The following is a 25,790-nucleotide window of genomic DNA, read 5'->3' as shown; positions in this document are numbered from 1 at the left end:
CGAACGATTACTGGATGAATGCGCCGACCGTGAAGAACGGGTTGGTCCGGCTGTCGTTCACGACCATCGCGTAGACGTTGCCGATCTTCACCGCCCAGCCGGTGTCGCCCTTGCTGATGATCGCCACGTCGCCGTTCGCGTTTCTCGCATTGAAGTCGCGCAGCGCCGTCACCTTGATCTTGCCGGGCGTCGCCTGCGCATAGTCGAGCGCGAACTGGCCCGTCACGCCGGAGGTCTGCGGATTGATGAACGCGGCCGTCGCGCCCTGGAACAGCGTCGACGTGTAGTTCGCCGCGATCGACGAGACCGCGCTGCCGTCCGTGCAATTGCCGGCGCCCGGCAGGAAGAACGTGCCGTCGAACGAGCCCGGCAGGTTCGGGTGCGGCTTCGACGCATCGAAGGCCGGGCCGCCCTGCGCGGGCGCGCCCTTCACGCCGTTGTCCGCGACGACGCCGCACGCGGATGCGCTCGTCGCGCCGACGAAGCCGCCCTGCATCGCGTTCGCCGGCAACGCCGTCGCGGGGGCCAGCACCGAGATGCCGATCTCGGCGTCCGCGACCGAGCCGAACGGGTTGCCGGGCGGCGAAAACGCGTAGCCGACGCGAATCACGACCGGCACGAGCACGCCGTTCAGCTTGCCGACGATCATGATGCCCTTCGCCTGCGTCGGCGTGAGAATCACCAGCGGCTGCGTCTGCCCGGCGCCCGGATACGCGCCGCCCGCCGACTGGCTGACGAACACGTTGTCGGGCGAGTTGTCCGCATTCGTGCGCCGCGTCCACGGCGTGCCTGTCGTCTGGCACGAGTAGTCGCTGCCCGCCGTGATCGTGCACGAGCCGTCCGCGTTCAGCGTCTGGTTCCAGTTCACGACGTCCGGCTGCCAGCCTTGCGGCGCCGCGCTCTGGAACGAGGTGCCGGTCGGCTGCAGATGGATGCCGAGCTCGTTGTAGTTGCCGGCGACCTTCGTGAAGTCGGTCTCGGTCTCGCTGAAGCCGATGAACGGATAGAAGTCGAACGCGCGCGACGGCACGACGCCGAGCACCACGCCCGGCGCGAGCTCGATGCCGTCGAACGCGATCGTCGCGCCGGGAATGCCGCCGCCGACGACGCCGTTGCCGACGAACAGCATCGGCGGATCGAAGCGGTTGATCTTCACCGCATAGCTGCCGTCGCTCGTCGCGCCGCTGTCGAGAATGAATGCGCAGCGGTTCTGCTCGGCCGTCGGCAGATTGGTCGGGTGATGGAACGCGCCGCTGATCGTGAGGCCCGCGCGCGTCGTGTTGATCTGGCCGGCCGACGTCGGCACCGACGATTCGATGAACTGCATCTGGTAGGTCTGCTTCGTCGTGTCGAAGCGCACCTTCACGTATTCGCCGCTGCCGGAGCCGCCCGTGTAGGTCGTCGTGTAGTCGAGCGCGTCGGGGCACAGCTTCGTGACGACAGGCGGCTGGGTGATCGGGCCGCTCGGCCCGCACGTGCTGCCCGAGCACTGCGGCACGCTGATCGGCACCGGATCGTCGCCTCCGCCGCACCCGGCGATGAACGGCACGACCACCACGGCACAGGACAATAAAACGGACAGCCCAGGCTTGAAACGCATCAGCCCCTCCTATTGATGAACGTATGTCTCGTCGGCGCAGGCTCGTCGGCCCGTCACCGTTGGTACCGGCCGTCGCGCACGGCAGCCGGGATCGCGCGCCGCCCCCTGTCGGCCAGAGCGCGCGTGCACAACCCTCGCGCGCCGGACGATGCGCCGGCGCGCGAAAGCGAATGAAGTGTTGCGTTGGGAGCGCCGGCTAGCAGCCGGTCGCGCGGGATGCCGGCACGTTGCGTGCCGAGCCCTGTCGGGCGGTCCGCGTGAAATGGAATTGCCTGGCCGGCGCCTCGTTGCTGCGTCTCATTTCGGTCTCCGTCGGTACCCGGTCGTCGTTATGGTGCTGCGTGTTTGGTCAGACTATGATCCGACGAATGCGACATGTAAATTGATGCTGAATTCCAAACATTGCATAGCGCGAGAGACAAGGTGTCAGTAGGCGCTTAACGTTTTTTCAAACAGCTTCCAATTGTGAAGCGAGCACCCCGGAAATGCCTTTTTTGGCCGGTTTTCATGGTGCATTGCGGGATAATGAGCAAGCCACGCGATCATTGCACGACACGCAAACATGAATCGCGGCACCGATTACGACGTGTAATCGTCTGCTCCGTCGCATCTGCCGAGACTGTGCGCTTGAACGGTTTTTCAGCCGATTGGATGCTTGCTCTCACAAAAACTATTCGATCGAACAGTTTTCTGCGAATTTTCAGTCAAACTTCCAAAAACTCGCCGATCGTACAGTTTCCCCCTTGCATTTCGCCATTTTGATGCAATACTGCGTGATCGCACAGTTTCATTCCCGCCGGCCTTCGCCGCTTCCGCCGCTGGAGTTCCACGACATGCGTTACACGATCGAACAGGCATCCGACATCGGCGGCGTGATTCGCGCCGCGCGCAAGGTGCAGAACCTGCGCCAGGACGATGCCGCCGGCAGCGTCGGCGTCAGCGAGTCGTTCATGGTCAAGGCCGAGCGCGGCGCGGACACCGTCCAGTGGGGCAAGCTGTTCCAGATCCTGCAGGGGCTCGGCGTGCGGGTGGTGGTCGACATCCCCGACGCGAACGACGAACTGCTCGAGCGCCAGTCCGCGCGGGCCAGCCACCGCGCGAGCGTCAGGGCGCGGCGCGCCGCCGAGCAATTGCTGCTGCGCACCGGCGACGCGGCGCGCACGGCAGGCGATCATGCCGGCGCCCCGCCCGCCCCCGAACGCGTGCTGAACGCCGCCCGGCTGCTGCTGGCCGGCGCCGCCGCGGAATCCGCCGGCCCGCCCGCCGCGTCGCGCGCGCTGGACATCGCGCGCCGCGTGCTGGCCGAGGCGGACGCGGCGCGGCCCGCCAAGGAAACGCCGAATGACTGAACGCACCCTCGTCGCGTCGATCGACGGCCAGCGCATCGGCACGCTGCACGAAAACCAGAACCTGTGGGCGTTCGAATACGCGCCGTCCTGGCTCGACGCCCCGGCGCGTTTCGCGCTGAGCCCGCACCTGCCGCTGCAGGCCGCGCTGCTGCGCGACGGCGCCACCACGCGCCCGGTGCAGTGGTATTTCGACAACCTGCTGCCCGAGGAGACCGTGCGCGCGCTGCTCGCGAGCGACGCGGGGCTGCCCGACATCGGCGACGCGTTCGCGCTGCTCGCGCACTACGGCCGCGAATCGGCCGGCTCGGTCACGCTGCGCGTGCCCGACGATCGCACCGACGACGATACGCGCCTGCGCCCGCTCGACGACGCGGAACTCGATGCGCGCATCCGCCACCTGCCGAGCGTCCCGCTCACGCACGATGCGCCGAAGAAGATGTCGCTCGCGGGCGCGCAGCACAAGCTGCCCGTCGTGCTGCGCGACGGCCGGCTGTTCGAGCCGAGCGGCCAGGCCGTGTCGACCCACATCCTCAAGCCGAATCACCCGCACGCGCACGAATACCCGCATTCGGTCGTCAACGAGTGGTTCGTGATGACGCTGGCGCGCCGCGTCGGCCTCGACGTGCCCGACGTCGAGCGCCGCTACGTGCCGTCCCCCGTCTACGTGATCCGCCGCTTCGATCGCGACATGACCGACGAAGGCGTCGAGCGGCGTCACGCGATCGACGGCTGCCAGGTGCTCAACCTGGCCGCGACGATGAAATATTCGGGCTGGTCGCTGGACGCGCTCGCGGCGCTCGCGCAGGCATGCCGCGCGCCGGCGCCGGCGCGGCTGCGGATCTTCCGCTGGCTCGTGTTCTGCATCGCAGTCGGCAACGGCGATTCGCACCTGAAGAACCTGAGCTTCGTCGTCGCCGACAGCGGCCTGTCGCTCGCGCCGCACTACGACCTGCTGTGCGACAGCGTGTACGACACCGCGACCTACAGCCCGCGCAGCCGCTGGCCCGATCTCGCGGAATTCACGCGGCCGGTGGCCGGCGTGCAGCGCTACGCGGATTTCACGCGCGAGGTGCTCGTGGCGGCCGGCGCGGCGCTCGGCCTGACGCGCGCGACCGCGCTGCGCCAGATCGACGACCTGCTGCAGCGCATTCCGGCTCAGGCCGACATGCTGCTGCTCGAAATCGGCCGCGACAACGACGCGATGATGGCCGAACGCCCGGAGCTCACGGCGACGCTGGGCGGCGAAGTCCGGCTGCTGAGGGCGATCCGCCATATCGTGATCCACGAGATGGTCGCGCAGCTGCGGGCGCGCTGAGCGCGCTCCGCGCGTACGACCGCCCCGCCTTCCCGCCGCCGCGTGTCAAACCTGAAACGTTTCATTACGATTTCCAGACGGCGCATCGCCGCCTCCCTCTAGAACCCTCCAAAAAATCAACCACTTGCAAGACATGGCATGCGAGTGGCTTACATGAAACGTGCAAGCCGGGCATCGTGCCGTCGCGACAGCGCCGCAGCGTGCCGCCTCCCTTAGCGGAACGCGTTGCTGTGCCGGCGCCCCACGACGCACCGGCTTGTGCAGGAGACCATTCGCCATCGTCCCGGGTGACACCGGGTCGTGCCGGCGCGCGTGGAGCGCAGGCCACGCGGCCGGATGCATGGTCACTTCTGCAACATATCCAGCCGCGCCTGCGAAGCTACGAGGACACGATGAACCCCTGCCGAATCAGACGGCACCGGCTCGCGTGGCGCACGCTGCTGTGCGCCGCCTGCGCCGCCCTGGCCGCCTTCTCCGCCCTCGATTCGCCGCCGACGCTCGCCGCCGGCAAGCGCGCCATCGGCCATCAACGGCTCGCGCCCAACGCGCAGTTGCCCGCGCAGCGCGCGTCGCTGCCCTCCGGCCCGCATCCGGGCGAGGCAATGAGCCGACAGGCCGTCACGCCGAAAAAAAACTAAGCGCCGAACCATTGCAGTGCCCAGGGGAAACGTCCGATCACCCGCTACTCGTTGCGTGAGGTTCGTCATGAGCGCAATCCGAAAATTGTTTCGTTTTCCAAACATCCTGACGCGCGGCATCGTCGTCGCGTGGCTTTGCATGATCGCGAACGCCGGCCACGCCGTGCCGCTCGACGCGCAGATCGACCTGAAGATCCTGATCCTCGCGAGCCAGCAGACCGGCAACGGGCCGGAACTGCAGGCCGCACAGGCGATTCTCGACCGCGTCGGCGTGCCGTACACGGTGTACAGCTACGACACCGGCAACCCGACGCTGCCGCCGCTCGAAACCGGCAACCACGCGCTGTACCAGGGCATCCTGATGCCGATCAGCGACGCCCGCTACATGAACCCGTTCTCCGGCGGCACGCTCGCGACAGCGCTCGCGCGCTACCAGTTCAAGTACAACGTGCGGCTCGCGAGCGTCTATACGTGGCCGGGCGACACGGCCTGCCTGCAGTACGTCGGCTACCGCGACACCACCGCGTCGCCGCTGCCGTCGACGTTCACGGCGGCGGGCGCGGCCCTGTTCCCGTACATGAACGCCGGCACGACCGCGAGCAACCCGCTCACCGTGCAGAACGCGTGGACGTATTTCGCGTCGCCGGCGAGCCCGCTGCCGGCCGGCACGACCGTCACGCCGGTGCTGCAGGCGGCCGGTGCGAACAACGTCACCTACCCGATCGCCGCGACCTGCCTGTTCGGCAATACCACCCCGCTCGCGGGCGACAGCACGTCGCGGGAAATCCTGTCGCTGATGTTCGACAACAACCCGTTCCTGCTCCATTCGATGACGCTGTCGTACGGCCTCGTCAACTGGCTCACGCGCGGGCTGTTCCTCGGCAACCGGCACGTATACATCGATCCGCAGGTGGACGACATCGGCATTCCGGACGAGATCTTTCCGTATGCGCAATCGGACCTCACCGGCCTCTGGTACGACGTGAGAACCGGCGCCGTGACCGGCACGAGCCCGAACGGGCTCTGCCCGCTCGGCAATCCGCCCGGATCGGTCGCGTCGTACACGGGCACGACCTCGTGCGAGTACCGGATGACCGGCGCCGATCTCAACAACGTCGTCAAGTGGCAGTCGAACGTCAACGGCAAGACCGCCAACGCGGCGGCCCTGAAGTTCTCGTTCGCGTTCAACGGCTCGGGGTTCGGCACGGCATACGGCGGCCTCGGCGACTACCCGGCCACCGGCACCGATTCGCTGACCACGCAGGTCCGCTCGAACCAGAACCGCTTCAAGTGGATCAGCCACACGTACGACCACCTGCTGCTGGATCCGCCGTTCACGACCACGGCCGGCCAGGTCACGACCGAAATGCAGAGCAACCACAACGTGGCACGCCGCTTCGGCTTCTCGACCTATTCGACGCAGACGCTCGTGACGCCGGAGATCTCCGGCCTGTACAACCCGACGACGCTCGGCGCGCTGGTGTCGTTCGGCACGCGGGTGCTGGTGTCCGATTCGTCGAAGCCGACGCCGCCGGTCGGCACGGCGAACTGCCCGATCAATAACAGCGGCACGCCGTGGCCGCTGCCCGCGTTCAATACCGGCAAGTTCAACTGCGTGAACCAGGGAATCTTCGAGGTGCCGCGTTACGCGACCGCGCTGTTCTACAACGTGTCGCAGCCGCAGGAGTGGGTCGACGAGTACAACTACTTCTACGGCGCGAACGGGATCGATCCGACGCGCTGGGGCTTCGACCTCACGTATGCGCAGGTGCTCGACAAGGTGTCCGACACGCTGGTGTCGTACCTGCTCACGTTCGACAACCGGCCGATGATGTTCCACCAGTCGAACCTGCGCAACTACGGCGGGCAGAGCTTCCTGCTGGGCGACCTGCTGAACGCGACGCTGACGAAGTACAACAAGTACTACAAGAACCTGCCGATCGTCAGCCCGTACCTGACCGACCTCGGCACGCTGGCGTTCCAGCGCAGCATCTACAACACGTCGAACGTCGTCGCCACGCTGACGCCCGGCACGGCGATCACCGTGAGCGGCGCGCGCACCGACGGGCAATCCGTCGTCGTGCCCGTGACGGGCGTCAGGTTCGGCACGTCGATCGAGACCTACGGCGGCCAGTCGATCTCGTACGTGACGCTGCTGCCGGCGACGGCCTATACGATGCTGATCACGCCGGCGCCGGTCTGGAAGTAGCCTGTCGATCCGGTGGAAGCACGCACGCCCGCTTGCACGCGGGCGTGCGCGCATCGGGGCTGGCTACCGCGCGGCCTGCTGGCGCTGGACCTCCTTCGCCTTCATCTGCAGATAGTCCTGCCGGTCCATTTCGTGGAGCTGCCGCGCGTACTGCTCGGTCGCGTCGAACCAGCGGGCGAGGCGCTGGTCGAGCGGCTTGTCGAGCGTGCCGAGGTACGCATCGATCGCGAGGTAGTAGCGCATCGTGTTGCGCTCCAGCAGCCCGCGCACGCCGCCGATATAGTCGGGCGGCGTACCGGCGGGCGCGCCGACCGTCGTGAAGCCGACCTTGTCGCGGCCGACCGTGGCCAGATAGGTCTTCATCGCGACGCGCCCGAGCGTGCCGAAGCCATACGAGTAGGTCAGGTGCAGGAACGTGCGCGTGTCGCCGAGCGGCACCGCCTCCAGCGAGATGCGGTAGTCCTTCGTGCTCATCGGCCCGCTGTCCGCATTGAGGCCGACCTGGAAGTAGCCCGGCGTGGCCGGCTGCGTGCGGTAGCGGAACGCGACGCGATAGGTATCGCTCAGCTTCTGCTCGACCTTCCTGCCGATGTTGACGTCGAGCACGGCGTCGTCGCCGGCGGCCGACGCGCGGCAGTACTTGACGTTCAGATGCAGGATCAGCACCGCGCACCAGTTCGCGGGGCCCTGCGCGGGGTCGTTGAGCTTGCCGTTGACCACCGTGTACGGGTAATCCACCACCGCGTAGATGTCGCCCTTGAGGGTGGCGTTCGCTTCCGACGATTCGAGGTACAGCGGGCGGTTGAACGGGTTGCGCTTCAGTTGTTCGGACAGGTCGCCGTATCGGTTGCGCAACGTGGCGGCTGGGTCCGCACCGAACGACAGTACGCTCCAGCACAGGCCGCATGCCGCGAGGGCGACGCGCCACACCGGCCGGAATGGCCGGTTCGCGCAGGGTGTTACAGGGGTCGACATTCGCATTGCTCCGGCAATCGGCGCACGTTGCGTGCGCATGCCGTTCAGCTTACGCCTTTGCGCGTGCGGCTGCGCGGCTTCGGCGGCGGCAATTGCGCGGCCGTGATCGCGATCAGCCGGGACAGCCATGCATGATCGTCCCACCGTTCGCCCGGGATCACGAGATAGGGCTTCGCGCCCGGATACGGGCTGTCTTCGTCGAACGTGCCGAGAAACGCCTTGCCGTCGGGCGTCGGCTTGACGAACAGGCGGTCGTCGCACACGAGCGCGACGATCTTGTCGTCGCAGTAGACGCCGAATTCGCCGAACATCTTCTTCGCCGAGATGGCGCCGGCCGCGGCCATCTGCTCGACGATGAAATCCACCGTGCTTTGACTGGATGCCATGAATCTTCCTGGAAAGGCGGCCCGGCCGCATGAGTGACGACGGTAGGCGATCGAACCGGCGAACGCAAGCGGCGGCCGGCGCCGATTGTTCACTTGTCTGCCGAAAACGCGTCGGACAACTGGCGCGCGCGCTTCACGTCGTCGCCGTGCAGGTAGATCGACGTCGTCGAGATCGACGCGTGACGGAGATTGTCCCGCACGGTGGTCAGCTCCGCGCCGCGCGCGAGCGCGTGAGTCGCATGCGTGTGGCGCATCCAGTGCGGGCTCGCCTGCCGCAGCTTCGCGGCGAGCGCCGGGTTGTCCGCGTCGACGATGCCGGCCGTCTGCGCGAAGAAGCGCTGCAGCACTTTCCAGAGCCGCACGCTGGTGATCGCCGCGCCGCCGTCTTCGGCGAGGCTCGGGATCAACGGCGTATCGGGCCGCCAGCGGCTCGGCGTGACCGGCAGGCGGCGCGCGACCAGGTGACGATCGAGTGCCGCGCGGGCGAGCGGCGGCAACGCGACCCGCGCCGCCTTGCGCCCCTTGCCGATCACCTTGATCCACGGATCGCCGTGCGCGTCGGTTTCGATGTCGCCGAGCGTCGCGCCGACCAGTTCGCTCGCGCGCAGGCCCGTCGCGTAGCCGAAGTCGAGGATGAAACGCAGCCGCTGCGCGGCCGGCGCGTCCCAGCCGTACGACCATTCGAGCCCGTCGGCAATGGTGCGGACCAGCAGCCACTCCCCTTCGGTGAACGCGTGCGACGTGTCGAGCACGATCGAGCGGCGCGTGTCGCGCACCTTCACGCCCGAGAACGGATTCGCGAGCAGGTAGCGCTGCTCGATCAGCCAGCGGAACAGCGCGCCCAGCACGGACAGCGTGTACGCCGCCGAGCGCGCCGACAGCCCGCCGGAGAACGGACGCCAGTCGGCCGCGCTGCGCGGCCGGACCGGCCCGACCCAGCGCTCGCGCGGCGTCGGGCGGCGCAGGAAGGCGCGGTACGCGACCGCGTCCTCGGTCGTGAGCGACGACAGCGCCCGCCCGCGTTCGACGATCGCCCACAGGATCAGCCGCTCGGCCTCCTTCCGGTACGCGCGCCGGGTCGCGGCCGATTCGTGCAGCGACAGCCACGCCTGCACCGCGTGGTAATCGTTGTCCGCGTCGAGCGTGCAGGTGGCGCGCGGCGCGCGGAACGTCCCGGCCGAGCCGTCGACCTCGTGCGGCAGCCGCAACTGCTCCCACGGCACGATGCCGCTGTGCGGCGACGCCGCGACGAGCGCCCGCGCGCGCGCCGTCAGTTCGGGATGCGCGGCGAAAAACGCCTCGATGCGGCGCGCGCTGGCCGCGCCGAGCCCGGGAATCGCCTTCCACCACTGGCGCCGGCGCGGAATCCGCACGGTGAGATCGGCCAGCGTCGCGATGCCGAACGCGCGCAGCGTGGCGACTGCGCGCGCCGGCAGCCAGCCGTCGATGTCGTCGCCGATGTGCGGCGCCGGCGCGCGCGCATGGCGCAGGATCTCGACCGCTTCGCCGACCGCTTTCGCTTCCCGTAAACGCTCACCGTCGGCATGCGTCAGCACCTGCTCGAGATCGGGGCGGCGGGCCAGCCGGGCCGCGCGGACGAGGCGCCGGCGAATGCCGCCGAGCACGCCGCGCGCGGAGCGCCCGTCGCCGAGGCGGTCCGGCAGATAGCGTTCGACCGCCTGGCGCACGGCCATGCCCGCATACCATGCGCGCAACGCGGCAAGTTCGTCGGCATCGGGGAAGTCGGCGGGGGCGGATTCGGTCGGACGGGGGAGGATCGGGGGCCGGTTCATCGCGCCATTGTGACATAAGGATGCGGACGTTAAGATAACTTTCATTATCTTGATGAACCGATCTTGGCCTCAAACATTCGATTTCCGAAACGCGCGAGGCCGCCTTTCACTCGACGTTATCGGTCACGTCGGTCATCCGGATCATGTGCGGCCGCACGGGTTCGCCGGCCGCCGGGTCCTCCCCCGCCCCCTGCGGATGGATGAGCGCCTCCAGCCGCGCCTTCGTCGCGACGAACTCGGGCGTATTGACCTGCGCATAGCCGCGCGGCCGCGGCACCGGCACCTCGATCAGTTCCTGCACTTCGCCGGGATGCGCCTTCAGCACGAGAATGCGGTCCGCGAGCAGGATCGCCTCGTCGAGATCGTGCGTGATGAACAGGATCGTGACGTCGATGTTGCGCCAGATGTCGAGCAGGTGCGCCTGCATCTTCGCGCGGGTCTGCGCGTCGAGCGCGCCGAACGGCTCGTCCATCAGCAGGATGCGCGGCCGGTTCGCGAGCGCGCGCGCAATCGCGACGCGCTGCTTCATCCCGCCGGAAAGCTGATGGGGATACACCTCGGCAAAGCGCGCGAGCCCGACGAGCTCGAGCCACTGCAGCGCCTCGCGCTCCGCCTGGCCGCTGCTGCTGCCGTTCATCCGCAGTCCGAACATCACGTTCTTCTTCACGGTCAGCCACGGAAACAGCGTGTAGCCCTGGAACACCATCCCGCGATCGGCGCCCGGCCCCCGCACGGGCTTGCCGTCGAGCAGCACGTCGCCGCTCGTCTGCGCCTCGAGCCCGGCCAGGATGCGGATCAGCGTGGACTTGCCGCAGCCGGACGGGCCGATCACGCAGACGAACTCGCGCCGGTGCGTCGTGAAGCTGATGTCGTGCAGCGCGACGGTGTCGCCCTGCGGCGTGCGAAAGCGCTTGCCGACGTGCCGCACGTCGAGGATTACGTCGCGCGCCTTCAGGCGTTCGAAACGTTCGCGCACCGCGTCGGACTGGGTCAGGTAGTCGGGAATGGCCTGGGGATTCAGCATGATCGCCTCGTCGGAAATCGTTCGGTGAGTCGTGTCGGGCCGTCACGCTTTCAGCGCGCGGTCCCACGGGAACAGCTTGCGGCCGAGCAGCGCGAGCACGACGTCGGTGCCGAGGCCGATGATGCCGATCATCAGGATCGCCGCGTATACGTTGTCGAAATGCTGGTAGCGCGCCTGCTGGCTGATGTACCACGTGATGCCCGAACTGGTGCCGACCAGCTCGGCGACGATCAGGTAGGTCCACGCCCAGCCGAGCAGGATCCGCTGGTCGCGGTACAGGTCGGGCAGCACGCCCGGAATCACGACGTGAGAGACCAGCTTCAGGCGGTTCGTGCCGAGCGTCATCGCCGCCTCGAACAGCCCGTATTCGAGCTTGCGCGTCGTGTTCGCGACGATCAGCACCTGCTGGAACAGCGTGCCGATCACGATGATCGCGATCTTCGGCGCGTCGTAGATGCCGAGGATCGCAACCATCAGCGCGCCGAACGCGGGCGCCGGCAGATAGCGGAAGAACTCGAAGAACGGCTCCTGCAGCCGCGCGATCGCGCTGAACGTCCCGCACACGATGCCGAGCGGCACGCCGATCGCGGACGATATCACGAAGCCCCAGAAGATGATCCGGATGCTGTGCCACAGGCTCTCGTGCAGCCAGACGCCGTCGCGCGACGCGGGCGGCGTCGTGAACGCGGTGTAGAACGCGCGCAGCACCTGGTGCGGCGCGGGCAGGTAGACGGGGTTCGCGCGCACGCCTTCCGGCACGGCCGTGTGCGCGTCGCGCGCATGGGCCAGCTCGTCGGCGAACACGTCCCGGTCGACCTGCATGCCGGCCTGGAAGTAGTCGACGCTGCCGGGGTGCGTGATGCGCACCTGCGGGTGCCAGACGAACGGCGCGTAGCTGATCAGGCACCAGACGCCGAGCGGCAGCAGGAACGACGCGATGCCGAGCAGCCATTTGCCGCGCGCCGACAGCGCGCGGCGCACCGCGAACCAGTCAGCCGTGTTGCGTATCGTTGACATGTGAATCTCCGTGTCGGGTTGCATGCGTGCCGTGCGCGCGGTATGCGCGCCAGCCGCCGAAGCGCGTGATGTCCTCCGCGCCGTCGAGCGCGGCGCTTTCGCACAGGAAGCCCTGCACCTGCGTGCCGTCCGCGAGCGTCAGCGTGCCGATGCCGAGCGGCGCGGCGATCCCGGCGACGAAGCTGCCGTAGGCGGCCACCGGCAGCGTCCACAGCTCGACGGCAATCGCCGCGCCGCCTTCCGCGACCCGCACGAGGCCGGGTTTCGCGACGCCGCCCGCCGCGGACGCCGGCAACGCATGGAGCCGGTACGCGGCGGCCGTCGTCGTCGCGGCGACGAAGCGCGCGCCGCGCTGCGTCAGCTGCCAGTTCAACGGTTCGCCGCGCAGGTGCGCGCCGACCACCGCGATCCGCACGACGCACGACGTGTCCGCAACTGCGGGGGCGTGCGCGCCGAACATCCCGCGCCCGCTTCCGGCAGCGTCGTCCGCCTGCGCGTCGATCCAGGCCTGCGCAAGATCGAGCAGCAGCGCGTCGTCATGCGCGCGGCCGACGAACGTGATGCCGAACGGCAGCCCCGCGTGCGGCCCCGTCGCGCACGTGCCCGCCGGCACCGCGATCGCCGACAGGTCGAGCAGGTTGACGAAGTTCGTGTAGTAGCCGAAGCGCGCATTGACGCGAATCGGGTCGGCTTCCAGCGCGTCGACGGTCGCGGTCGTCGGCGAGGTCGGCATCACGATCGCGTCGAGGCCTTCCCATGCGCGCGCGGCATCGACGCGCAGCGCGGCGAGCCGGTCGAACGCGGCGAACGCGTCGGCGGCGCTGAAGCGCGACGCGCCGCCGACGATCTCGCGAATCACCGGATGCACCGCGTCGGGCTGCTGCGCGATGAACGCGCCGATCGCCGCGAACCGCTCGGCCACCCACGGGCCTTCGTACAGCAGCCGCGCGGTCGCGACGAACGGCGCGAAGTCGATCTCGACGACATGCGCGCCGGTCGCACGCAGGCGCGCCAGCGCCGCGCCGTACGCCGCGCGATACGACGCATCGCCGAAGAATTCGAGCTGGTCGGCGCGCGGCGTGCCGAAGCGCAGGCGGTTCAGCGCTCGCGTGTGATGCGCGCCGCCGTGCGCATCGCGCAGCGGCTGCCATTCGCGACCGTACGGGTCGCCCGCCGTCACGCCGCGCGCGGCGTCGAACACGGCCTGCGCGTCGGCCGGCGCATGCGCGAACACCGACACGCAATCGAGCGACCGGCACGCGGGCACGACGCCGAGCGTGCTCAGCACGCCCTTGGTCGGCTTCAGCCCGACGAGCCCGTGGAACGCGGCCGGCACGCGGCCCGAACCGGCCGTGTCGGTGCCGAGCGCGAACGCGGCGAGGCCGAGCGCGACGGCCACCGCCGATCCCGAGCTCGACCCGCCCGACGCATAGCGTGGGTCGAGCGCGTTGCGGCACGCGCCGTACGGCGAGCGCTGCCCGGACAGGCCGGTCGCGAACTGGTCGAGATTGGTCTTGCCGATCGGGATCGCGCCCGCGGCGATCAGCCGTTCGACGACCGGCGCACTGCGCGCGGGCGTATAGGCATACGCGGGGCAGCCGGCCGTCGTCGGAATGCCGGCAAGATCGATGTTGTCCTTGATCGCGAACGGCACGCCGTACAGCGGCAGCGCCGCGACGTCGCGCCCCGCGAGCGCGTCGGCATGGCGGCGCATCTCGTCGCGCGTCAGCGGCCTGATCCACGCGTGATGCGGATCGCCTTGCGCGAAACGCGCGGCGATCGCATCGACGAGCGCGTGCGGCGTCAGCGCGCCGCTCGCGTAGTGCGCGCGCAGCGCGGCGATCGAGCGAAGGTCCGGAACCTCGTGCGGATCGTTCCTGCTCATGCGACCTCCTCTGCAGCGCCCACCTTCATCACCATCAGCCGCTGGCCGGCGACCACCGCCGTGCCGGGCGCGCAGTCGATCGTCTCGATCACGCCGTCTTCCATTGCCACCACGGACACCTCCATCTTCATCGATTCGAGAATCGCCACCACCTGCCCTTCCTTCACCCTCGCGCCTTCGCCGACCAGCACCTGCCACACGCTGCCCGACACGTCGGCGGTAATCCCGCGCTGCGCGCCGGTCAGCGCGTCGTCCGCCGCAACCGCGCCCGCCGCGTCGTGACCGGCATCGCCGACGTACTCGGCATGCCCGGCCGCGCGCCAGCGCTCGCGTTCGGCGTCGAACGCCGCCTGCTGCGCGGCCTTGAACGCGGCGATCGATCCGGCTTCGTCGCGCAGGAAGCGGTTGTAGTCGCCGAGATCGAACACCGACTCCTCGATCTTCAACTGCGCGCGGCCCGCGATGAAATCCGCGCGCAGCGTCGCCAGCTCGGCCTCGCTGACTTCGTAGAAGCGGATCTCGTCGAAGAAGCGCAGCAGCCAAGGCTTGCCGGCCACGAACTCGCGCGTCGTGCGATGGCGGTTCCACATCTGCACCGTGCGGCCGACGAACTGGTAGCCGCCGGGGCCTTCCATCCCGTACACGCACAGGTACGCGCCGCCGATGCCGACCGCGTTCTCCGGCGTCCACGTGCGCGCGGGGTTGTACTTGGTCGTCACGAGCCGATGCCGCGGATCGATCGGCGTCGCGACCGGCGCGCCGAGATAGACGTCGCCGAGCCCCATCACGAGATAGCGTGCGTCGAACACGATGCGCTTCACGTCGTCGATGCTCGCGAGGCCGTTGATGCGGCGGATGAACTCGATATTGCTCGGGCACCACGGCGCGTCCGGCCGCACCGACTGCATGTAGCGCTCGATCGCGATGCGCGTGGACGGGTCGTCCCACGACAGCGGCAGGTGCACGATGCGGTTCGGCACGCGCATGTCGGCGACGTCGGGCAGTTCGCGCTCGGCCGCCTGCAGATGCGCGAGCAGCGTATCGAGGGGCAGCGTCCGCGCGTCGAAATGCACCTGCAGCGAACGAATGCCGGGCGTGAGGTCGAGCATGCCGGGCAGCCGGTGCGCGTCGAGCCAGCCCATCAGCGCATGCACGCGAAAGCGCAGGTTCAGGTCGAGCACGAGCGGGCCATACTCGATCAGCACGTTGCGATCGCCCGAGCGCCGATAGACGACGCCGATGCCGTTGCCGGCCGACGGGTCGCGGTACAGCACGCAGGCGTCCGGCGCGGCGGTATCCGACAGCGCGGCCGGCGCTGTCAGCGCCTGCGGCCGTGCGGCTTCGGCCCGCGCGAACTGCACGGTATCGCCGGGCCGCAGTTGCCCGAGCTTCCACAGCTCGTCGCGCACGACCGTCACCGGGCACACGAAGCCGCCGAGGCTCGGCCCGTCAGGCCCGAGAATCACCGGCATGTCGCCGGTGAAATCGACCGCGCCGATCGCGTATGCGTTGTCGTGGATGTTCGACGGATGCAGGCCCGCCTCGCCGCCGTCCGCGCGCGCCCACTGCGGCTTCGGGCCGATCAGCCGCACGCCGGTGCGGCTCGAGTTGTAGTGAACGGTCCAGCGCGTGCCGTACAGCATCGCGATGTCGTCCGGCGTGAAGAAGTCCGGCGCGCCGTGCGGCCCGTCGAGCACGCCGAGCGTCCACGCGTGCGTCAGCACGGGCCGGTCCGCTTCGGCGAGCGTCGCGCCCGCGTCGCCGCGCGCGGCGTGCGGCCCCAGGTGCAGCACGTCGCCCTTGCGCAGCGCGCGGCCCGCGTGGCCGCCGAACTGGCCGAGCGTGAAGGTCGCCTTGCTGCCCAGGTAGTCGGGCACCTGCAGGCCGCCCTGCACCGCGAGGCACGCGCGCACGCCCGCGCCGGTCACGCCGCCGAGCTTCAGCAGCGCGCCCGGCGCGGCGCGCAGCACCTGCCAGAACGGCGCCGGCGCGCCGTCGAGCGTCGCCGCGAGCGGCGCGCCGCCGAGCACGAACAGCGTCTCCGTGTTGAAGCGCAGCGTCGCGCCGACCATCGTGAACTCGAGGCCCGCCGCGTCGGGCGGGTTGCCGAGCAGCGCGTTCGCGAGGTCGAACGAGCGACCGTCCATCGGCCCCGAAGGCGGCACGCCGACATCCCAGTAGCCGACCCGGCCGGGCATCTGCTGGACGGTCGTCTGCACGCCGCCGTCGAGCACGTCGATCGTGTGCGGCGCGAACGCGAAGCGCGACAGGAACGCGGTGGTCTGCGCGCCGCGCGCGAACGTGTCGGAGCCGGCGATCGCGCGCAGGTAGTCGAGATTGGTCTCGATTCCGTACAGCGCCGTCGCGTCGAGCGCCGCCCGCAGCGCCGCGAGTGCGTGCGCGCGCGTGTCGCCGCGCACGATCAGCTTCGCGAGCAGCGGATCGTAGTGCGCGCTGACCTCGGTGCCCGCGTCGACCCACGTATCGACGCGCGCCGCCTCCGGAAACGCGACATGCGTGAGCACGCCCGCGCTCGGCTGGAACTGCTTGTGCGGATCTTCCGCGTAGAGCCGCACCTGGATGCTCGCGCCGCGCGGCGCGACGGCCAGCGTGTCGAGCGGCGGCAGGTCGCCCTCGGCCTGCAGGATCATCCATTCGACGAGATCGATGCCGGTCACTGCCTCGGTCACGCAATGCTCGACCTGCAGCCGCGTGTTCACTTCGAGGAAATGGAACTGGCGCGTGCGCGCATCGAACACGAATTCGACGGTGCCCGCCGACGCGTAGTCGACCGCGCTGGCGAGCCGCACCGCGCTCGCGTGCAGCGCGCCGCGCTCCGCGTCGCTCAGGCCGGGTGCGGGCGTCTCCTCGATCACCTTCTGGTTGCGCCGCTGCACCGAGCAGTCGCGCTCGCCGAGCGCGATCACGCCGCCGCGCCCGTCGCCGAAGATCTGCACCTCGATGTGCCGCGCGTGCTCGACGAACTTCTCCAGATAGACGCCCGCATGCGCGAAGTTCGCGCTGCCGAGCCGCACGACGCTCTCGAACGCCGCCGCGAGCTGCGCGGCGTCGCGGCACAGCGACATGCCGATGCCGCCGCCGCCCGCCGTGCTTTTCAGCATCACCGGATAGCCGATCGCGTCCGCTTCGGCCAGCGCCGTCGCGACGCCGGCCAGCAACCCCGTGCCGGGCAGCAGCGCGACACCGTGCTCGCGCGCCAGCGCGCGCGCGGTGTGCTTGAGGCCGAACGCGCGCATCTGGTCGGCGCGCGGCCCGATGAAGCGCACGCCGGCCGCCGCGCACGCATCGGCGAAATCGGCGTTCTCCGACAGGAAGCCGTAGCCGGGATGCACGGCCTGCGCGCCCGTGGTGCGCGCCGCGTCGAGAATCGCCGCGACGTTCAGGTAGCTGTCGGCCGCCGGCGCCGCGCCGACGCACACCGCTTCGTCGGCCAGCCTCACGTGACGCGCGTCGCAGTCGGCTTCCGAGTAGATCGCGACCGATGCGATGCCGAGCCGCTTCAGCGTGCGGATCACGCGGCACGCGATTTCGCCGCGGTTCGCGACGAGGACTTTCCGGAATCTCATGTTGCCTCCCGACGGGCCGCGCCAAAGGGCGTAGCGGGGAGTTCGCGGAACACCGCTCCGCGCCCGCGCAGCCGGCCGGCTTCGCAAAGCCGGCCGTGGACGGCAACCGCCCCCTCGGGGGGCAGCGAACGATAGTGAGCGCGGGGGCCGTTCATTCCGCCTCCCAGATCGTGAGCCGCACCGGCGTCGGGTTGTAGCCGTTGCACGGGTTGTTGAGCTGCGGGCAGTTCGAGATCAGCACCGTGACATCCATCTCCGCGCGCATCTCGACGTACTTGCCCGGCGCGGATATGCCGTCCTCGAACGTGAGCTGGCCGAGCGGCGTGACGGGCACGTTCATGAAGAAGTTGACGTTGCCGACGAGGTCGCGCTTGGTCAGCCGCGCGCCGGCTCCGCACGCGCACTGCGCGATCGCGTGGAGGAAGCTGTCGCGGCAGTTGTGCATGTGGCGTTTGTCGAGCGCGTAGCGCACCGTGTTGCTCTCGGCCGCGCATGCGCCGCCGAGCGTGTCGTGGCGGCCGCAGGTATCCGCGACGATCGTCACCATCGGGTTGCCGAGACTGGACAGCAGCACGCTGCCCGCGCTCAGGTACAGGTTGCGCTGCTCGCGGATCGTGTCCTGCGCGCTGTAGCGCTCGTCCGGCGCATCGGTGCGGTAGAACAGCGTGTCGACCGCCTGGTTGCCTTCGAGGTCGAGGATGCGCAGCACCTGCCCGCGCTTCACGTCGTGCAGCCACGGTTCGCCGGCGTTCAGCGTGGTGTCGTAGATCGCGTGCCGCGGGTCGAGGCGGCTTTCGATGATCGGCATGTCGGGGCTCCTCACGCGAACAGGCGGTCGGTGTTGATGAAGCCGCGCACGTTCTCCGCACACGCGCGGCGGCACGGATCGTCGGCGGGCGCGGCGGCGTCGGCCGGATACGCGCGATACGCGATCAGCTTCACCGGCTTCGGCGCATAGTCGGGATCGGGATCGAGCGGATGCGGCGCGGTCGAGAACGCGGCGAGCGTGTTCATCTCGAAGCGCAGGTCGAACGCGCTGCCGGCCGGCGAATGGCCGGCGACGAAATCGAGCGCGCCGTCGTCGCGCGGTGCGACCTTGCTGAAGAAGTTGACGTTCGCGGCGAGGTCGCGTGCGGACAGCCCGTATTTCGCGAGTTCGAGCACGAGGCTGTCGCGGCCGTTGCGGATCATCGCGTTGCGATCGGCCTGGTAGGACGACGCGCGGTACTTGCGCGCGAACAGCCGCGCATCGCCGACGCCGCCGAGCGGGTCGTGCCAGCCGAGCGTATCGGCGGTGATCGACGCGATCACGCGGCCCATGTCCGTATACAGCGCATGGCCGCGCGTCAGGTGCGCGGTGTGCTGCGCCTTCAGCGTGTCGGCCATGTTGTAGCGTTCGAGCGGATCTTCGTGGCGATGGAACACCGCGGACACATTCGCGCCGCCGTCGACGTCGACGACGCGCAGCGCGAGGCCGCGACGCAGAATGCCGGACCAGTGGGTTCCGGCGGGAATGACCGTCTCCCACACGACGTGCGGCAGCGGGGCAAGCAAGGCTTGGGGGCTCGGCGACATGGCGGCTCCTCGGATCGGTTGCGGGAAAAAAGCGTGAGAGGGCGACCGAACGACATCGCGACCTCCCGGGCTTTTATCCCTCCGTGGAGCCTCGCCGGTTCCTCGTGGCGAGGAAGGCAGCAAGACCGGATTGCTCTCGGACCAGCCGTCGCAACGCGCAGCACGCGATGCGACCGGAACCCTAGCGATCCTGAAGATGATGCAAATTGCTTCGCACCTCTCGGCAATCGTTCAAGCGAGATGCGTGCCAGCGTTCCGGCGCGCACGCAGCGACGGGGCTGCGCCGCGTGCGCGGCGTGATCCCGCACCGCGCGCGCCGCGCCGTTTGCCCACGCGCTGGGCGCGGCGCGCACCACGCGAACGCGACGCGCACCATCGCGGGGCGATGCGGCCGGCGGTTGCGCGGGCCGCACGCGATGGCACGGTCATTGCTCGAAACGGGCATCCTCCACCCCTCTTCGATTGCCGATGAACAAGCTCGACCTGCTCCGGCGCGTGCTCACCGCGCTGTTTTCCGCCCGCTTCATCGAACTCCAGCGGCCCGCGCGCCGCCGCTGAATCCGCCGCAACGCGATGCCGCCCCGACCGGTTGGCATGCTTCTCGCTCAACCCCACGCCGAGAGGTGCGGCGGCGTCGCATCTTAGGGATGCTAGGGTTCCGGTTCTTCGAACGTCTGGTCCGAGAGCAGCCCGGCGCGTGATCATGCGGTCGTCCGGACCGTCGAACACGGCGCTACACGGCGGGACAAAAGCCCGGGAGAAAAGGCGATGGCGGCGGCCGTCGCGCCTCTCCGTGGCCGGCTTGTCGTCCCGCATCCGCAGGAACCGGCCACGTGGCGGCTCGCGCATGCGCGAGCCGCCACGCACCCTCAACCGGTCTCCTGGAGAACACGATGACCCGCCTTGCCCTCCCGTTCCGCCGTCTGTTGTCTGCCCGCCCCGTCCGTTTCGTCCGTCATGCGCTGAGCGCCGCCCTCGCCGCGTCGCTGCTGGCGAGTCCCGCCGCGCACGCCGCCCCGCCGCTGAAGATCGGCTACAGCGACTGGCCCGGCTGGGTCGCGTTCCAGGTCGCGCTCGACAAGGGCTGGTTCAAGGAAGCCGGCGTCGACGTCGATTTCGAGTGGTTCGATTACTCGGCGTCGCTCGACGCGTTCTCGGCGGGCAAGCTCGACGCCGTCGCGGCGACCAACGGCGATGCGCTCGTCACGGGCGCGGCGGGCGCGAAGAACGTGATGATCCTGCTCACCGACTATTCCGCCGGCAACGACATGATCATCGCGAAGCCACCGCTGCGGTCAGTGGCGGGCCTGAAGGGCAAGAAGATCGGCGTCGAGCTCGGCCTCGTCGATCACCTGCTGCTCGAGACCGCGCTGCAGAAGCACGGGCTGAAGGATGCCGACGTCACGCTCGTCAACGCGAAAACCAACGAGCTGCCGCAGGTGCTCGGCGCGTCGACCGACATCGCGGCGATCGCCGCGTGGCAGCCGAACGCCGGCGAGGCGCTGAAGCGGGCGCCGGGCGCGCGCGCGATCTTCACGTCGGCGGACGCGCCGGGCCTGATCTACGATGCGATCACCGTCACGCCGACGAGCCTCGCCGCCCGCAAGGCCGACTGGGCCAAGGTCGTGAAGGTCTGGTATCGCTGCGTGGCGTACATCAATGACCCGAAGACGCAGGCCGATGCGGTGAAGATCATGTCCGCGCGGGTCGGCCTGGCGCCCGCGCAATACCTGCCGCTGCTCAAGGGCACGCACCTGCTCGACGCCGCGGCCGCGAAACAGGCGTTCCGCAAGGGCGACGGCCTCGATTCGATCTACGGCTCGACCCGCAACGCGAACGCGTTCAACGTGCGCAACGCGGTGTACAAGCAGTCGCAGGACGTCGACGCGTATATCGATCCGCGGCTCGTCGACGCGCATTGACGTCGCGCGTCGACGTTGCACGGGGCCGCGCGCGGTGCAATGCGGCGGCCCCGCGTGCGCCGGCGCGCCCGCGCTAATTCACGCATTCCGGCACCACCGGGTCGTTGCTGCCCGTGTAGACGAATCCGTCCGAGATCCATTGATTCGAGTCGAGTCGATACCAGAGCCGCGTGGCGCCCCAGTTGCCACTTACGGAGTCGCCGTATTTATAGCAAGCGAGCTGCACGGTGCGTCCATTGTCGAGCGAACCGACGATCGGCGCCGACAATGAAGGCCCGCTGCGCAGATTCACCTGCCCCGACGCCTGGACACGCGCACTGACGGGCGTGGTCGGGTTACCGGAATCCGCGCCCCCGTAATTGACCAGCCATGCCTGCGGGGAGACGCGCCGTTGATCGCGAACGGCGTATCCGGCATACGCCGAGGCGCCCTCGAAAAACTGCCAGCCGCCGATCGTCATGCCGTTGACCGACACGTCGTTGCCATCCTTGCTCAGTGACAGGTGCACATGCGGCCCTGTCGTTTGCCCGCCGCACGGCAGGCCGTTTCCGACGCTGCCCAGATATTCCCCCTGACGGACACGCGTGCCGCTGTTCAACGACGTCAGCTGGACCATGTGGTAATAGGTCGTCGCATAGCCATTGTCGTGAACCACCTTCACGATCGCGCTGCCGTTGCGCTCGCAGCTCTTGTAGAGATAGCCGTCTCGCGCCGCCAGCACGCGGCCGTTGCCGCCCGAGAAATCGAGGGAGTTGTACGGCCTGCTTTGTCCGGACCAGCCGTGCGCGCCGCCCGTCCAATACCACCCGGCATTCAGCTCCCACGGCAACGCAAGGCCCGGTTGCGGCAATGCCGCCGACCGTGGTGCAAGTGCGCGTTTCACCGCCAGATTTTTCCGTTCCTCGGCAGCGAGCAGCGTGGGCGGCGCCGCGTCGAGCAATGCCGCAAACTGGCTGCTGCCCTCGACGCCCGTGATCCATCGGCCATTCACGTTGCGCGCAAGGAACAGCTTCGTGACGGGATCGGCGGATTCGCCTTCGTTCATGATTTGCGTCGCAGTGCCAAATACCCATCCGGAAACGTCGTCGGTTTTGATTGCCTCGACCAGGTTGCTGTCCGACCGGGCCGGCAGTGTCAGCGCCCTGCCCGATCGAGAGTCGAGCGCCTGCTCGATCGCGCGTTGCAACGACGTCTCGATTGGCGCCGCATGGACGACTTCGCCAAAGCCGGCTGCAATCAGCAGAATTCCAATCAGGTATTGAATCGAATTTGATGCAGAACGGCCTGGTGAATTGCGCATAGTTAAATGCACCGCGAAAAGGGTTTGCACGAAAGCCATGACAGCGGCATCAAGCCTACATCATTCGCCAGTCATTGCAAGGAAAATGCAATATCTCTGGATGCGTTTTTAAATAGGACGCACTAGCTGAAATTCTTGACGCGATAATTTCAAGGCGATTCGACCGCTCCGGAAACCGGAGTCGAACGATCCGAAATCACCTTGCGGGCTTCGATGGATTTCCTATGATTCAACTCGGTTTTATCGAGCACACCCCAGTCATGTATTTCCACCCATGCAATACATACCTATAAAGGTGTGAATATGAACATTCTGAAATCCACGCTCGGCATCGGGCTCCTGTGCATCTCGACTGCCGCCTTCCCCGGCATGATCCATACCCAGCCGGTCAGCCTGGGCAGTATCGCGGTTCTCGGCGGCGCATTTGGCGGGCACGTGGCTCCGGGGAACATGGAGATTTACGTGCCCGCCGGCCTTCAACTTTCCGGCGCCGTGAATTGCGATATCCATTACGTCACCACACTCAGGACCATCGATGCCGACAGGAGCATGCTGTCACTGCTGCGCGATGCGAAGAATGCCAATCAACAGGTTCGTCTTTGGATAACCGACGATCCCGTTTACACCGCCTACCCGGGAAGATGCAGTTTGTTGTCCGTCGAGCGCATATAGATGGGCAGTCTCGGTGCCTGGAATCGGCGAAAGCAATTCTGGCCGGGGTGATGCGCCCCGGCTTTTCCGCGTCGTGAATTCGACCCCGCGCCGCGACAAGCAATCGGCCAACGGCTTCCTTGCGGCAAAAACCGGCTGACGCACCGCTGGCTTGCCGATTTGTCCGACGAGTAACATCCGCCCGCCGCGTGTTGAATTTGGCCGCGGCCTGCACTAGCTTTTCTACATGCCCGACCGATGCCGCGACGCCTCGCCCGACGCCGGTCGGCGATCGAGATCGCGCGAATGACCGGCGCGCCCTCGCGCGTGGCGATCGTCGCAGGGCAAACCGATGGAGCACCTGCGATGCGCTGCCGCGCGGCATGCCTTCTGATTCCGCTGATCTGCTGCGCCGCCGGATTGGCGGCGCAGAGCGTCGCCGAGGAGCACGCCATGACCTTGACCCTGACTTCGCCGGCCTTTCGCGAAGGGGGCGAGATTCCCCGCCGCCATACCTGCATGGGCGCGGACGTGTCGCCGCCGCTCGCGTGGTCCGGGGTGCCCGCCAACGCAAAGAGCCTCGCGCTGATCGTCGACGACCCTGACGCGCCGGACCCGGCCGCGCCGCAAACGACATGGGTCCACTGGGTGCTGTACAACATCCCGCCCGCGGCGCCCGGGCTGCAGGAGGCGCTCACCGGAAGCGCGCTGCCGGCGGGCACGCTCGAAGGCACCAACGACTTCCGGCACGCCGCATATGGCGGCCCCTGCCCGCCTATTGGCCGCCACCGCTATTTCCACAAGCTGTATGCGCTCGATACGGTGCTGCCCGATCTCCACAAGCCGACCAAGGCCGCGCTGGAGAAGGCGATGCAAGGGCATGTGGTGGCGCATGCCGAATTGCTCGGGACGTTTCAGAAGTAGGCGCGCGTGGCAGGCCCGCGATCCCGGCCGCGATGAAACCCATCACGCGATCGGGTCGCACGGTACGCCCCGATCGTGCGAGTCGCTTCACGCAAGCGCCACGTCGAGGCTAATCCGCTCCGACGCGGTCGGCGACATCATGGTTGCCGTGTCGACACATCGTGCAACTTGATGAATCAAGGAGGTGTGATGCTTACTCATCTCATTGCCTGCGGCCTGGTGATTTCCGGCCTGATGTTCGGCGGCGGCGCAAAGGCTCAGCAGCCGGCAGCCGATGCCCGTCCGTCGATCGAATACATCCGTCCCGGCGGACAGTTCGTCAACCCCGTGCCGTACTCGCCGGCCGTCAAAGCCGGCCATCTCCTGTTCGTCGCCGGCACCCCGGCCCTGGACAAGAACGGGAAGGTCGCCGCCAACGACTTCACCGCGCAGATGAATCAGGTGATGGAGAACATCGGCGGGGTGTTGAAGGCCGCGGGCGTAGGCTGGGATCGTGTCGTCAAGGTGACCGTCCTGCTCGTGCGGCGTGAGGATTTCAAGGAGATGAACCGCATCTACGCGACGCATTTCGCGCCGGGGAAATATCCGGCCCGCACCACGGCGATCGTGGCTTCATTGCCCAATCCGGACTTCCTGCTGGAAATCGATTGCGAAGCCATCGTGGATTAGCCGGTAATGCAGGCGCTCAGCGCACACGTTCAAGGTTGACGGCCACGATTTCGTATCCGGTGTCGGCATGCAGGTTCGCCGTTTTTTTTGCTTCCTCATACGAAAGAAAGGACATGGCATCTTCGATCGCCGGCGCGATGCCGATGTCGCCGTCCTCGGCGAGGCAGAGGAAATGCTCGCCGGTCTTCACGACATAGATGGTGGTCATGTCTCCCTCCGTGGTTTGCAGGGGAATTTCCAGTCTAGCAGGCCGGCCTTGCCTGGGCGAACCGATTTGACTTCCTTCGCCCCCCACGACATACCTTCCAATCTGCATCGCGCTTTTTCATTCGTTTTCAGAAGACTGTCGATTCCGCTTCGTCGCGCCGCGACGACGGAACGACTCCAGAGGAAAACATGTCCACTCCGAAGATTGGCAATACCTCGACCAGCGCACCGATCGACCATTCATCGTCACCCGGGCCGAGCGACAACAGCGCACAAAACCAGACTCGCTCGTCCAGCATGAACACGCGCGGGCCACTGCAGAATCTCATGCCGTTCGCTGCGAAAGGCACCATCGGCGAGATGCAGAATACGGCGGCCGCGTTGTTCCAGATGGGCCCCGGCGCGTCACCCGCGCTGGTCGACGCCGCGCACAGCGATCCCAAGGCGATTGCCTTGCGTCAAAAGCCGGTCACCGCCGACACGACGACGGAACTCTGCGACTTCGAGCGAGACAAGGCCAAGGCCAGCGATCAGACGATCCCGCAAAATGCAATGGCAGCGCATCCTCTCGCCGACTTCGCCCGTCGGGGCATCGCACAGACCGCGGCCCTGAATGCGTCACTACACCGCAACGGGATCATGAAAACCCACGTCGAGGGTGGCTGGAACGTATTCGAGCATGTGATTGGCGTGCACGGCGGTTAAGGTCCGGCATCCCGCCTGGGCGCGACGCGGCGTCGCGCCCCATCGCTTACAGCGCTAAA

General features: G+C 68.0%; 21 protein-coding genes and 2 riboswitches. Of the genes, 9 read left to right on the top strand and 12 right to left on the bottom strand.

Translation table 11 applies throughout. From position 1 onward, the window contains the following. Positions 1-7: 7 nt before the first annotated feature. Positions 8-1,600: a DUF2957 domain-containing protein gene (locus tag HWY45_RS11775; protein ID WP_059881414.1), complete on the bottom strand. Its 1,593-nt coding sequence runs from the start codon at positions 1,598-1,600 to the stop codon at positions 8-10. Positions 1,601-2,433: 833 nt separating this feature from the next. On the opposite strand from HWY45_RS11775, the gene HWY45_RS37405 reads away from it, so the two are divergent. From HWY45_RS37405 to HWY45_RS11755, 4 genes are all read left to right on the top strand, one after another. Further along, positions 2,434-2,949, top strand: a complete 516-nt coding sequence (locus HWY45_RS37405) for a helix-turn-helix domain-containing protein (protein ID WP_059881606.1) — start codon at positions 2,434-2,436, stop codon at positions 2,947-2,949. Further along, positions 2,942-4,264 carry a HipA domain-containing protein gene (locus tag HWY45_RS11765; protein WP_059809968.1) on the top strand — a complete coding sequence of 441 codons (1,323 nt, stop codon included), beginning with the start codon at positions 2,942-2,944 and terminating at the stop codon, positions 4,262-4,264. The genes HWY45_RS37405 and HWY45_RS11765 overlap by 8 nt, the downstream gene beginning before the upstream one ends. A gap of 392 nt (positions 4,265-4,656) precedes the next feature. Next, positions 4,657-4,902, top strand: a complete 246-nt coding sequence (locus HWY45_RS11760; protein ID WP_059881412.1) for a hypothetical protein — start codon at positions 4,657-4,659, stop codon at positions 4,900-4,902. A gap of 85 nt (positions 4,903-4,987) precedes the next feature. Beyond that, complete coding sequence (locus HWY45_RS11755; RefSeq protein WP_230946933.1) at positions 4,988-7,111, top strand: Agd3-related carbohydrate deacetylase; 2,124 nt, start codon at positions 4,988-4,990, stop codon at positions 7,109-7,111. Between the two features lie 63 nt (positions 7,112-7,174). Here HWY45_RS11755 and HWY45_RS11750 read toward each other — a convergent pair whose 3' ends face one another. The 9 genes from HWY45_RS11750 to HWY45_RS11710 form a co-directional block, all read right to left on the bottom strand. Then, positions 7,175-8,086: a hypothetical protein gene (locus HWY45_RS11750; protein WP_059881411.1), complete on the bottom strand. Its 912-nt coding sequence runs from the start codon at positions 8,084-8,086 to the stop codon at positions 7,175-7,177. Between the two features lie 44 nt (positions 8,087-8,130). Next, positions 8,131-8,472: a TfoX/Sxy family protein gene (locus HWY45_RS11745; RefSeq protein ID WP_059809961.1), complete on the bottom strand. Its 342-nt coding sequence runs from the start codon at positions 8,470-8,472 to the stop codon at positions 8,131-8,133. 89 nt (positions 8,473-8,561) lie between these two features. Next, entirely contained in the window at positions 8,562-10,265 is a 1,704-nt protein-coding gene (locus tag HWY45_RS11740; protein ID WP_059881409.1) for a site-specific integrase, read from the bottom strand. A 106-nt stretch (positions 10,266-10,371) separates the two neighbouring features. Next, positions 10,372-11,289, bottom strand: a complete 918-nt coding sequence (locus HWY45_RS11735) for an ABC transporter ATP-binding protein (protein WP_059881407.1) — start codon at positions 11,287-11,289, stop codon at positions 10,372-10,374. 42 nt (positions 11,290-11,331) lie between these two features. Next, positions 11,332-12,306 (bottom strand): ABC transporter permease, encoded by a 975-nt coding sequence (locus HWY45_RS11730; RefSeq protein WP_059881405.1) that lies wholly within the window; start codon positions 12,304-12,306, stop codon positions 11,332-11,334. After that, positions 12,281-14,191 (bottom strand): allophanate hydrolase, encoded by a 1,911-nt coding sequence (gene atzF / locus HWY45_RS11725; RefSeq protein ID WP_059881403.1) that lies wholly within the window; start codon positions 14,189-14,191, stop codon positions 12,281-12,283. The genes HWY45_RS11730 and atzF overlap by 26 nt, the downstream gene beginning before the upstream one ends. Next, a complete protein-coding gene (uca, locus tag HWY45_RS11720; protein WP_059881401.1) occupies positions 14,188-17,778 on the bottom strand; it encodes an urea carboxylase in 3,591 nt (1,196 codons plus the stop codon). The genes atzF and uca overlap by 4 nt, the downstream gene beginning before the upstream one ends. A 151-nt stretch (positions 17,779-17,929) precedes the next feature. Beyond that, positions 17,930-18,586, bottom strand: a complete 657-nt coding sequence (locus tag HWY45_RS11715) for an urea amidolyase associated protein UAAP2 (protein WP_059881399.1) — start codon at positions 18,584-18,586, stop codon at positions 17,930-17,932. Positions 18,587-18,597: 11 nt separating this feature from the next. After that, positions 18,598-19,353, bottom strand: a complete 756-nt coding sequence (locus tag HWY45_RS11710) for an urea amidolyase associated protein UAAP1 (protein ID WP_059881397.1) — start codon at positions 19,351-19,353, stop codon at positions 18,598-18,600. Positions 19,354-19,413: 60 nt separating this feature from the next. Further along, a riboswitch (guanidine-I (ykkC/yxkD leader) is annotated at positions 19,414-19,549 on the bottom strand. A gap of 443 nt (positions 19,550-19,992) precedes the next feature. Continuing rightward, a riboswitch (guanidine-I (ykkC/yxkD leader) is annotated at positions 19,993-20,115 on the top strand. Between the two features lie 131 nt (positions 20,116-20,246). Here HWY45_RS11710 and HWY45_RS11705 point away from each other — a divergent pair. Then, complete coding sequence (locus tag HWY45_RS11705; protein ID WP_059881396.1) at positions 20,247-21,275, top strand: ABC transporter substrate-binding protein; 1,029 nt, start codon at positions 20,247-20,249, stop codon at positions 21,273-21,275. Between the two features lie 73 nt (positions 21,276-21,348). Here HWY45_RS11705 and HWY45_RS11700 read toward each other — a convergent pair whose 3' ends face one another. Further along, on the bottom strand, positions 21,349-22,614 hold the full coding sequence (locus tag HWY45_RS11700; protein WP_230946932.1) for a M23 family metallopeptidase: 1,266 nt from the start codon (positions 22,612-22,614) through the stop codon (positions 21,349-21,351). Between the two features lie 264 nt (positions 22,615-22,878). On the opposite strand from HWY45_RS11700, the gene HWY45_RS11695 reads away from it, so the two are divergent. The 3 genes from HWY45_RS11695 to HWY45_RS11685 all read left to right on the top strand — a co-directional run bounded on the left by HWY45_RS11695 (position 22,879) and on the right by HWY45_RS11685 (position 24,819). After that, positions 22,879-23,247: a hypothetical protein gene (locus HWY45_RS11695; protein ID WP_059881391.1), complete on the top strand. Its 369-nt coding sequence runs from the start codon at positions 22,879-22,881 to the stop codon at positions 23,245-23,247. 432 nt (positions 23,248-23,679) lie between these two features. Continuing rightward, positions 23,680-24,150: a YbhB/YbcL family Raf kinase inhibitor-like protein gene (locus HWY45_RS11690; protein ID WP_059558221.1), complete on the top strand. Its 471-nt coding sequence runs from the start codon at positions 23,680-23,682 to the stop codon at positions 24,148-24,150. 189 nt (positions 24,151-24,339) lie between these two features. After that, positions 24,340-24,819: a RidA family protein gene (locus HWY45_RS11685; RefSeq protein WP_059881390.1), complete on the top strand. Its 480-nt coding sequence runs from the start codon at positions 24,340-24,342 to the stop codon at positions 24,817-24,819. Positions 24,820-24,835: 16 nt separating this feature from the next. Here the strand turns inward: HWY45_RS11685 and HWY45_RS11680 are convergent, their stop codons facing one another. Next, on the bottom strand, positions 24,836-25,027 hold the full coding sequence (locus tag HWY45_RS11680) for a hypothetical protein (RefSeq protein ID WP_059557939.1): 192 nt from the start codon (positions 25,025-25,027) through the stop codon (positions 24,836-24,838). Positions 25,028-25,215: 188 nt separating this feature from the next. Between HWY45_RS11680 and HWY45_RS11675 the strand changes: the two genes are divergently transcribed. Next, complete coding sequence (locus HWY45_RS11675; protein WP_059809948.1) at positions 25,216-25,731, top strand: hypothetical protein; 516 nt, start codon at positions 25,216-25,218, stop codon at positions 25,729-25,731. Positions 25,732-25,790 lie beyond the last annotated feature (59 nt).

The organism is Burkholderia stagnalis (genome assembly GCF_902830275.1).
GTDB lineage: Bacteria > Pseudomonadota > Gammaproteobacteria > Burkholderiales > Burkholderiaceae > Burkholderia > Burkholderia stagnalis.
This window is presented reverse-complemented; position numbering and strand designations above follow the sequence as displayed.

What these genes read in the sequence shown, in the direction of transcription:
- HWY45_RS11745 (WP_059809961.1), bottom strand. Translation starts at nt 8,472, where the DNA reads ATGGCATCCAGTCAAAGCACGGTGGATTTCATCGTCGAGCAGATGGCC.
- HWY45_RS11740 (WP_059881409.1), bottom strand. Translation starts at nt 10,265, where the DNA reads ATGAACCGGCCCCCGATCCTCCCCCGTCCGACCGAATCCGCCCCCGCC.
- HWY45_RS11710 (WP_059881397.1), bottom strand. Translation starts at nt 19,353, where the DNA reads ATGTCGCCGAGCCCCCAAGCCTTGCTTGCCCCGCTGCCGCACGTCGTG.
- HWY45_RS11760 (WP_059881412.1), top strand. Translation starts at nt 4,657, where the DNA reads ATGAACCCCTGCCGAATCAGACGGCACCGGCTCGCGTGGCGCACGCTG.
- HWY45_RS11750 (WP_059881411.1), bottom strand. Translation starts at nt 8,086, where the DNA reads ATGTCGACCCCTGTAACACCCTGCGCGAACCGGCCATTCCGGCCGGTG.
- uca (WP_059881401.1), bottom strand. Translation starts at nt 17,778, where the DNA reads ATGAGATTCCGGAAAGTCCTCGTCGCGAACCGCGGCGAAATCGCGTGC.
- HWY45_RS11715 (WP_059881399.1), bottom strand. Translation starts at nt 18,586, where the DNA reads ATGCCGATCATCGAAAGCCGCCTCGACCCGCGGCACGCGATCTACGAC.
- HWY45_RS11735 (WP_059881407.1), bottom strand. Translation starts at nt 11,289, where the DNA reads ATGCTGAATCCCCAGGCCATTCCCGACTACCTGACCCAGTCCGACGCG.
- HWY45_RS11700 (WP_230946932.1), bottom strand. Translation starts at nt 22,614, where the DNA reads ATGGCTTTCGTGCAAACCCTTTTCGCGGTGCATTTAACTATGCGCAAT.
- HWY45_RS11730 (WP_059881405.1), bottom strand. Translation starts at nt 12,306, where the DNA reads ATGTCAACGATACGCAACACGGCTGACTGGTTCGCGGTGCGCCGCGCG.
- HWY45_RS37405 (WP_059881606.1), top strand. Translation starts at nt 2,434, where the DNA reads ATGCGTTACACGATCGAACAGGCATCCGACATCGGCGGCGTGATTCGC.
- HWY45_RS11680 (WP_059557939.1), bottom strand. Translation starts at nt 25,027, where the DNA reads ATGACCACCATCTATGTCGTGAAGACCGGCGAGCATTTCCTCTGCCTC.
- HWY45_RS11775 (WP_059881414.1), bottom strand. Translation starts at nt 1,600, where the DNA reads ATGCGTTTCAAGCCTGGGCTGTCCGTTTTATTGTCCTGTGCCGTGGTG.
- HWY45_RS11695 (WP_059881391.1), top strand. Translation starts at nt 22,879, where the DNA reads ATGAACATTCTGAAATCCACGCTCGGCATCGGGCTCCTGTGCATCTCG.
- HWY45_RS11705 (WP_059881396.1), top strand. Translation starts at nt 20,247, where the DNA reads ATGACCCGCCTTGCCCTCCCGTTCCGCCGTCTGTTGTCTGCCCGCCCC.
- atzF (WP_059881403.1), bottom strand. Translation starts at nt 14,191, where the DNA reads ATGAGCAGGAACGATCCGCACGAGGTTCCGGACCTTCGCTCGATCGCC.
- HWY45_RS11690 (WP_059558221.1), top strand. Translation starts at nt 23,680, where the DNA reads ATGACCTTGACCCTGACTTCGCCGGCCTTTCGCGAAGGGGGCGAGATT.
- HWY45_RS11765 (WP_059809968.1), top strand. Translation starts at nt 2,942, where the DNA reads ATGACTGAACGCACCCTCGTCGCGTCGATCGACGGCCAGCGCATCGGC.
- HWY45_RS11685 (WP_059881390.1), top strand. Translation starts at nt 24,340, where the DNA reads ATGCTTACTCATCTCATTGCCTGCGGCCTGGTGATTTCCGGCCTGATG.
- HWY45_RS11675 (WP_059809948.1), top strand. Translation starts at nt 25,216, where the DNA reads ATGTCCACTCCGAAGATTGGCAATACCTCGACCAGCGCACCGATCGAC.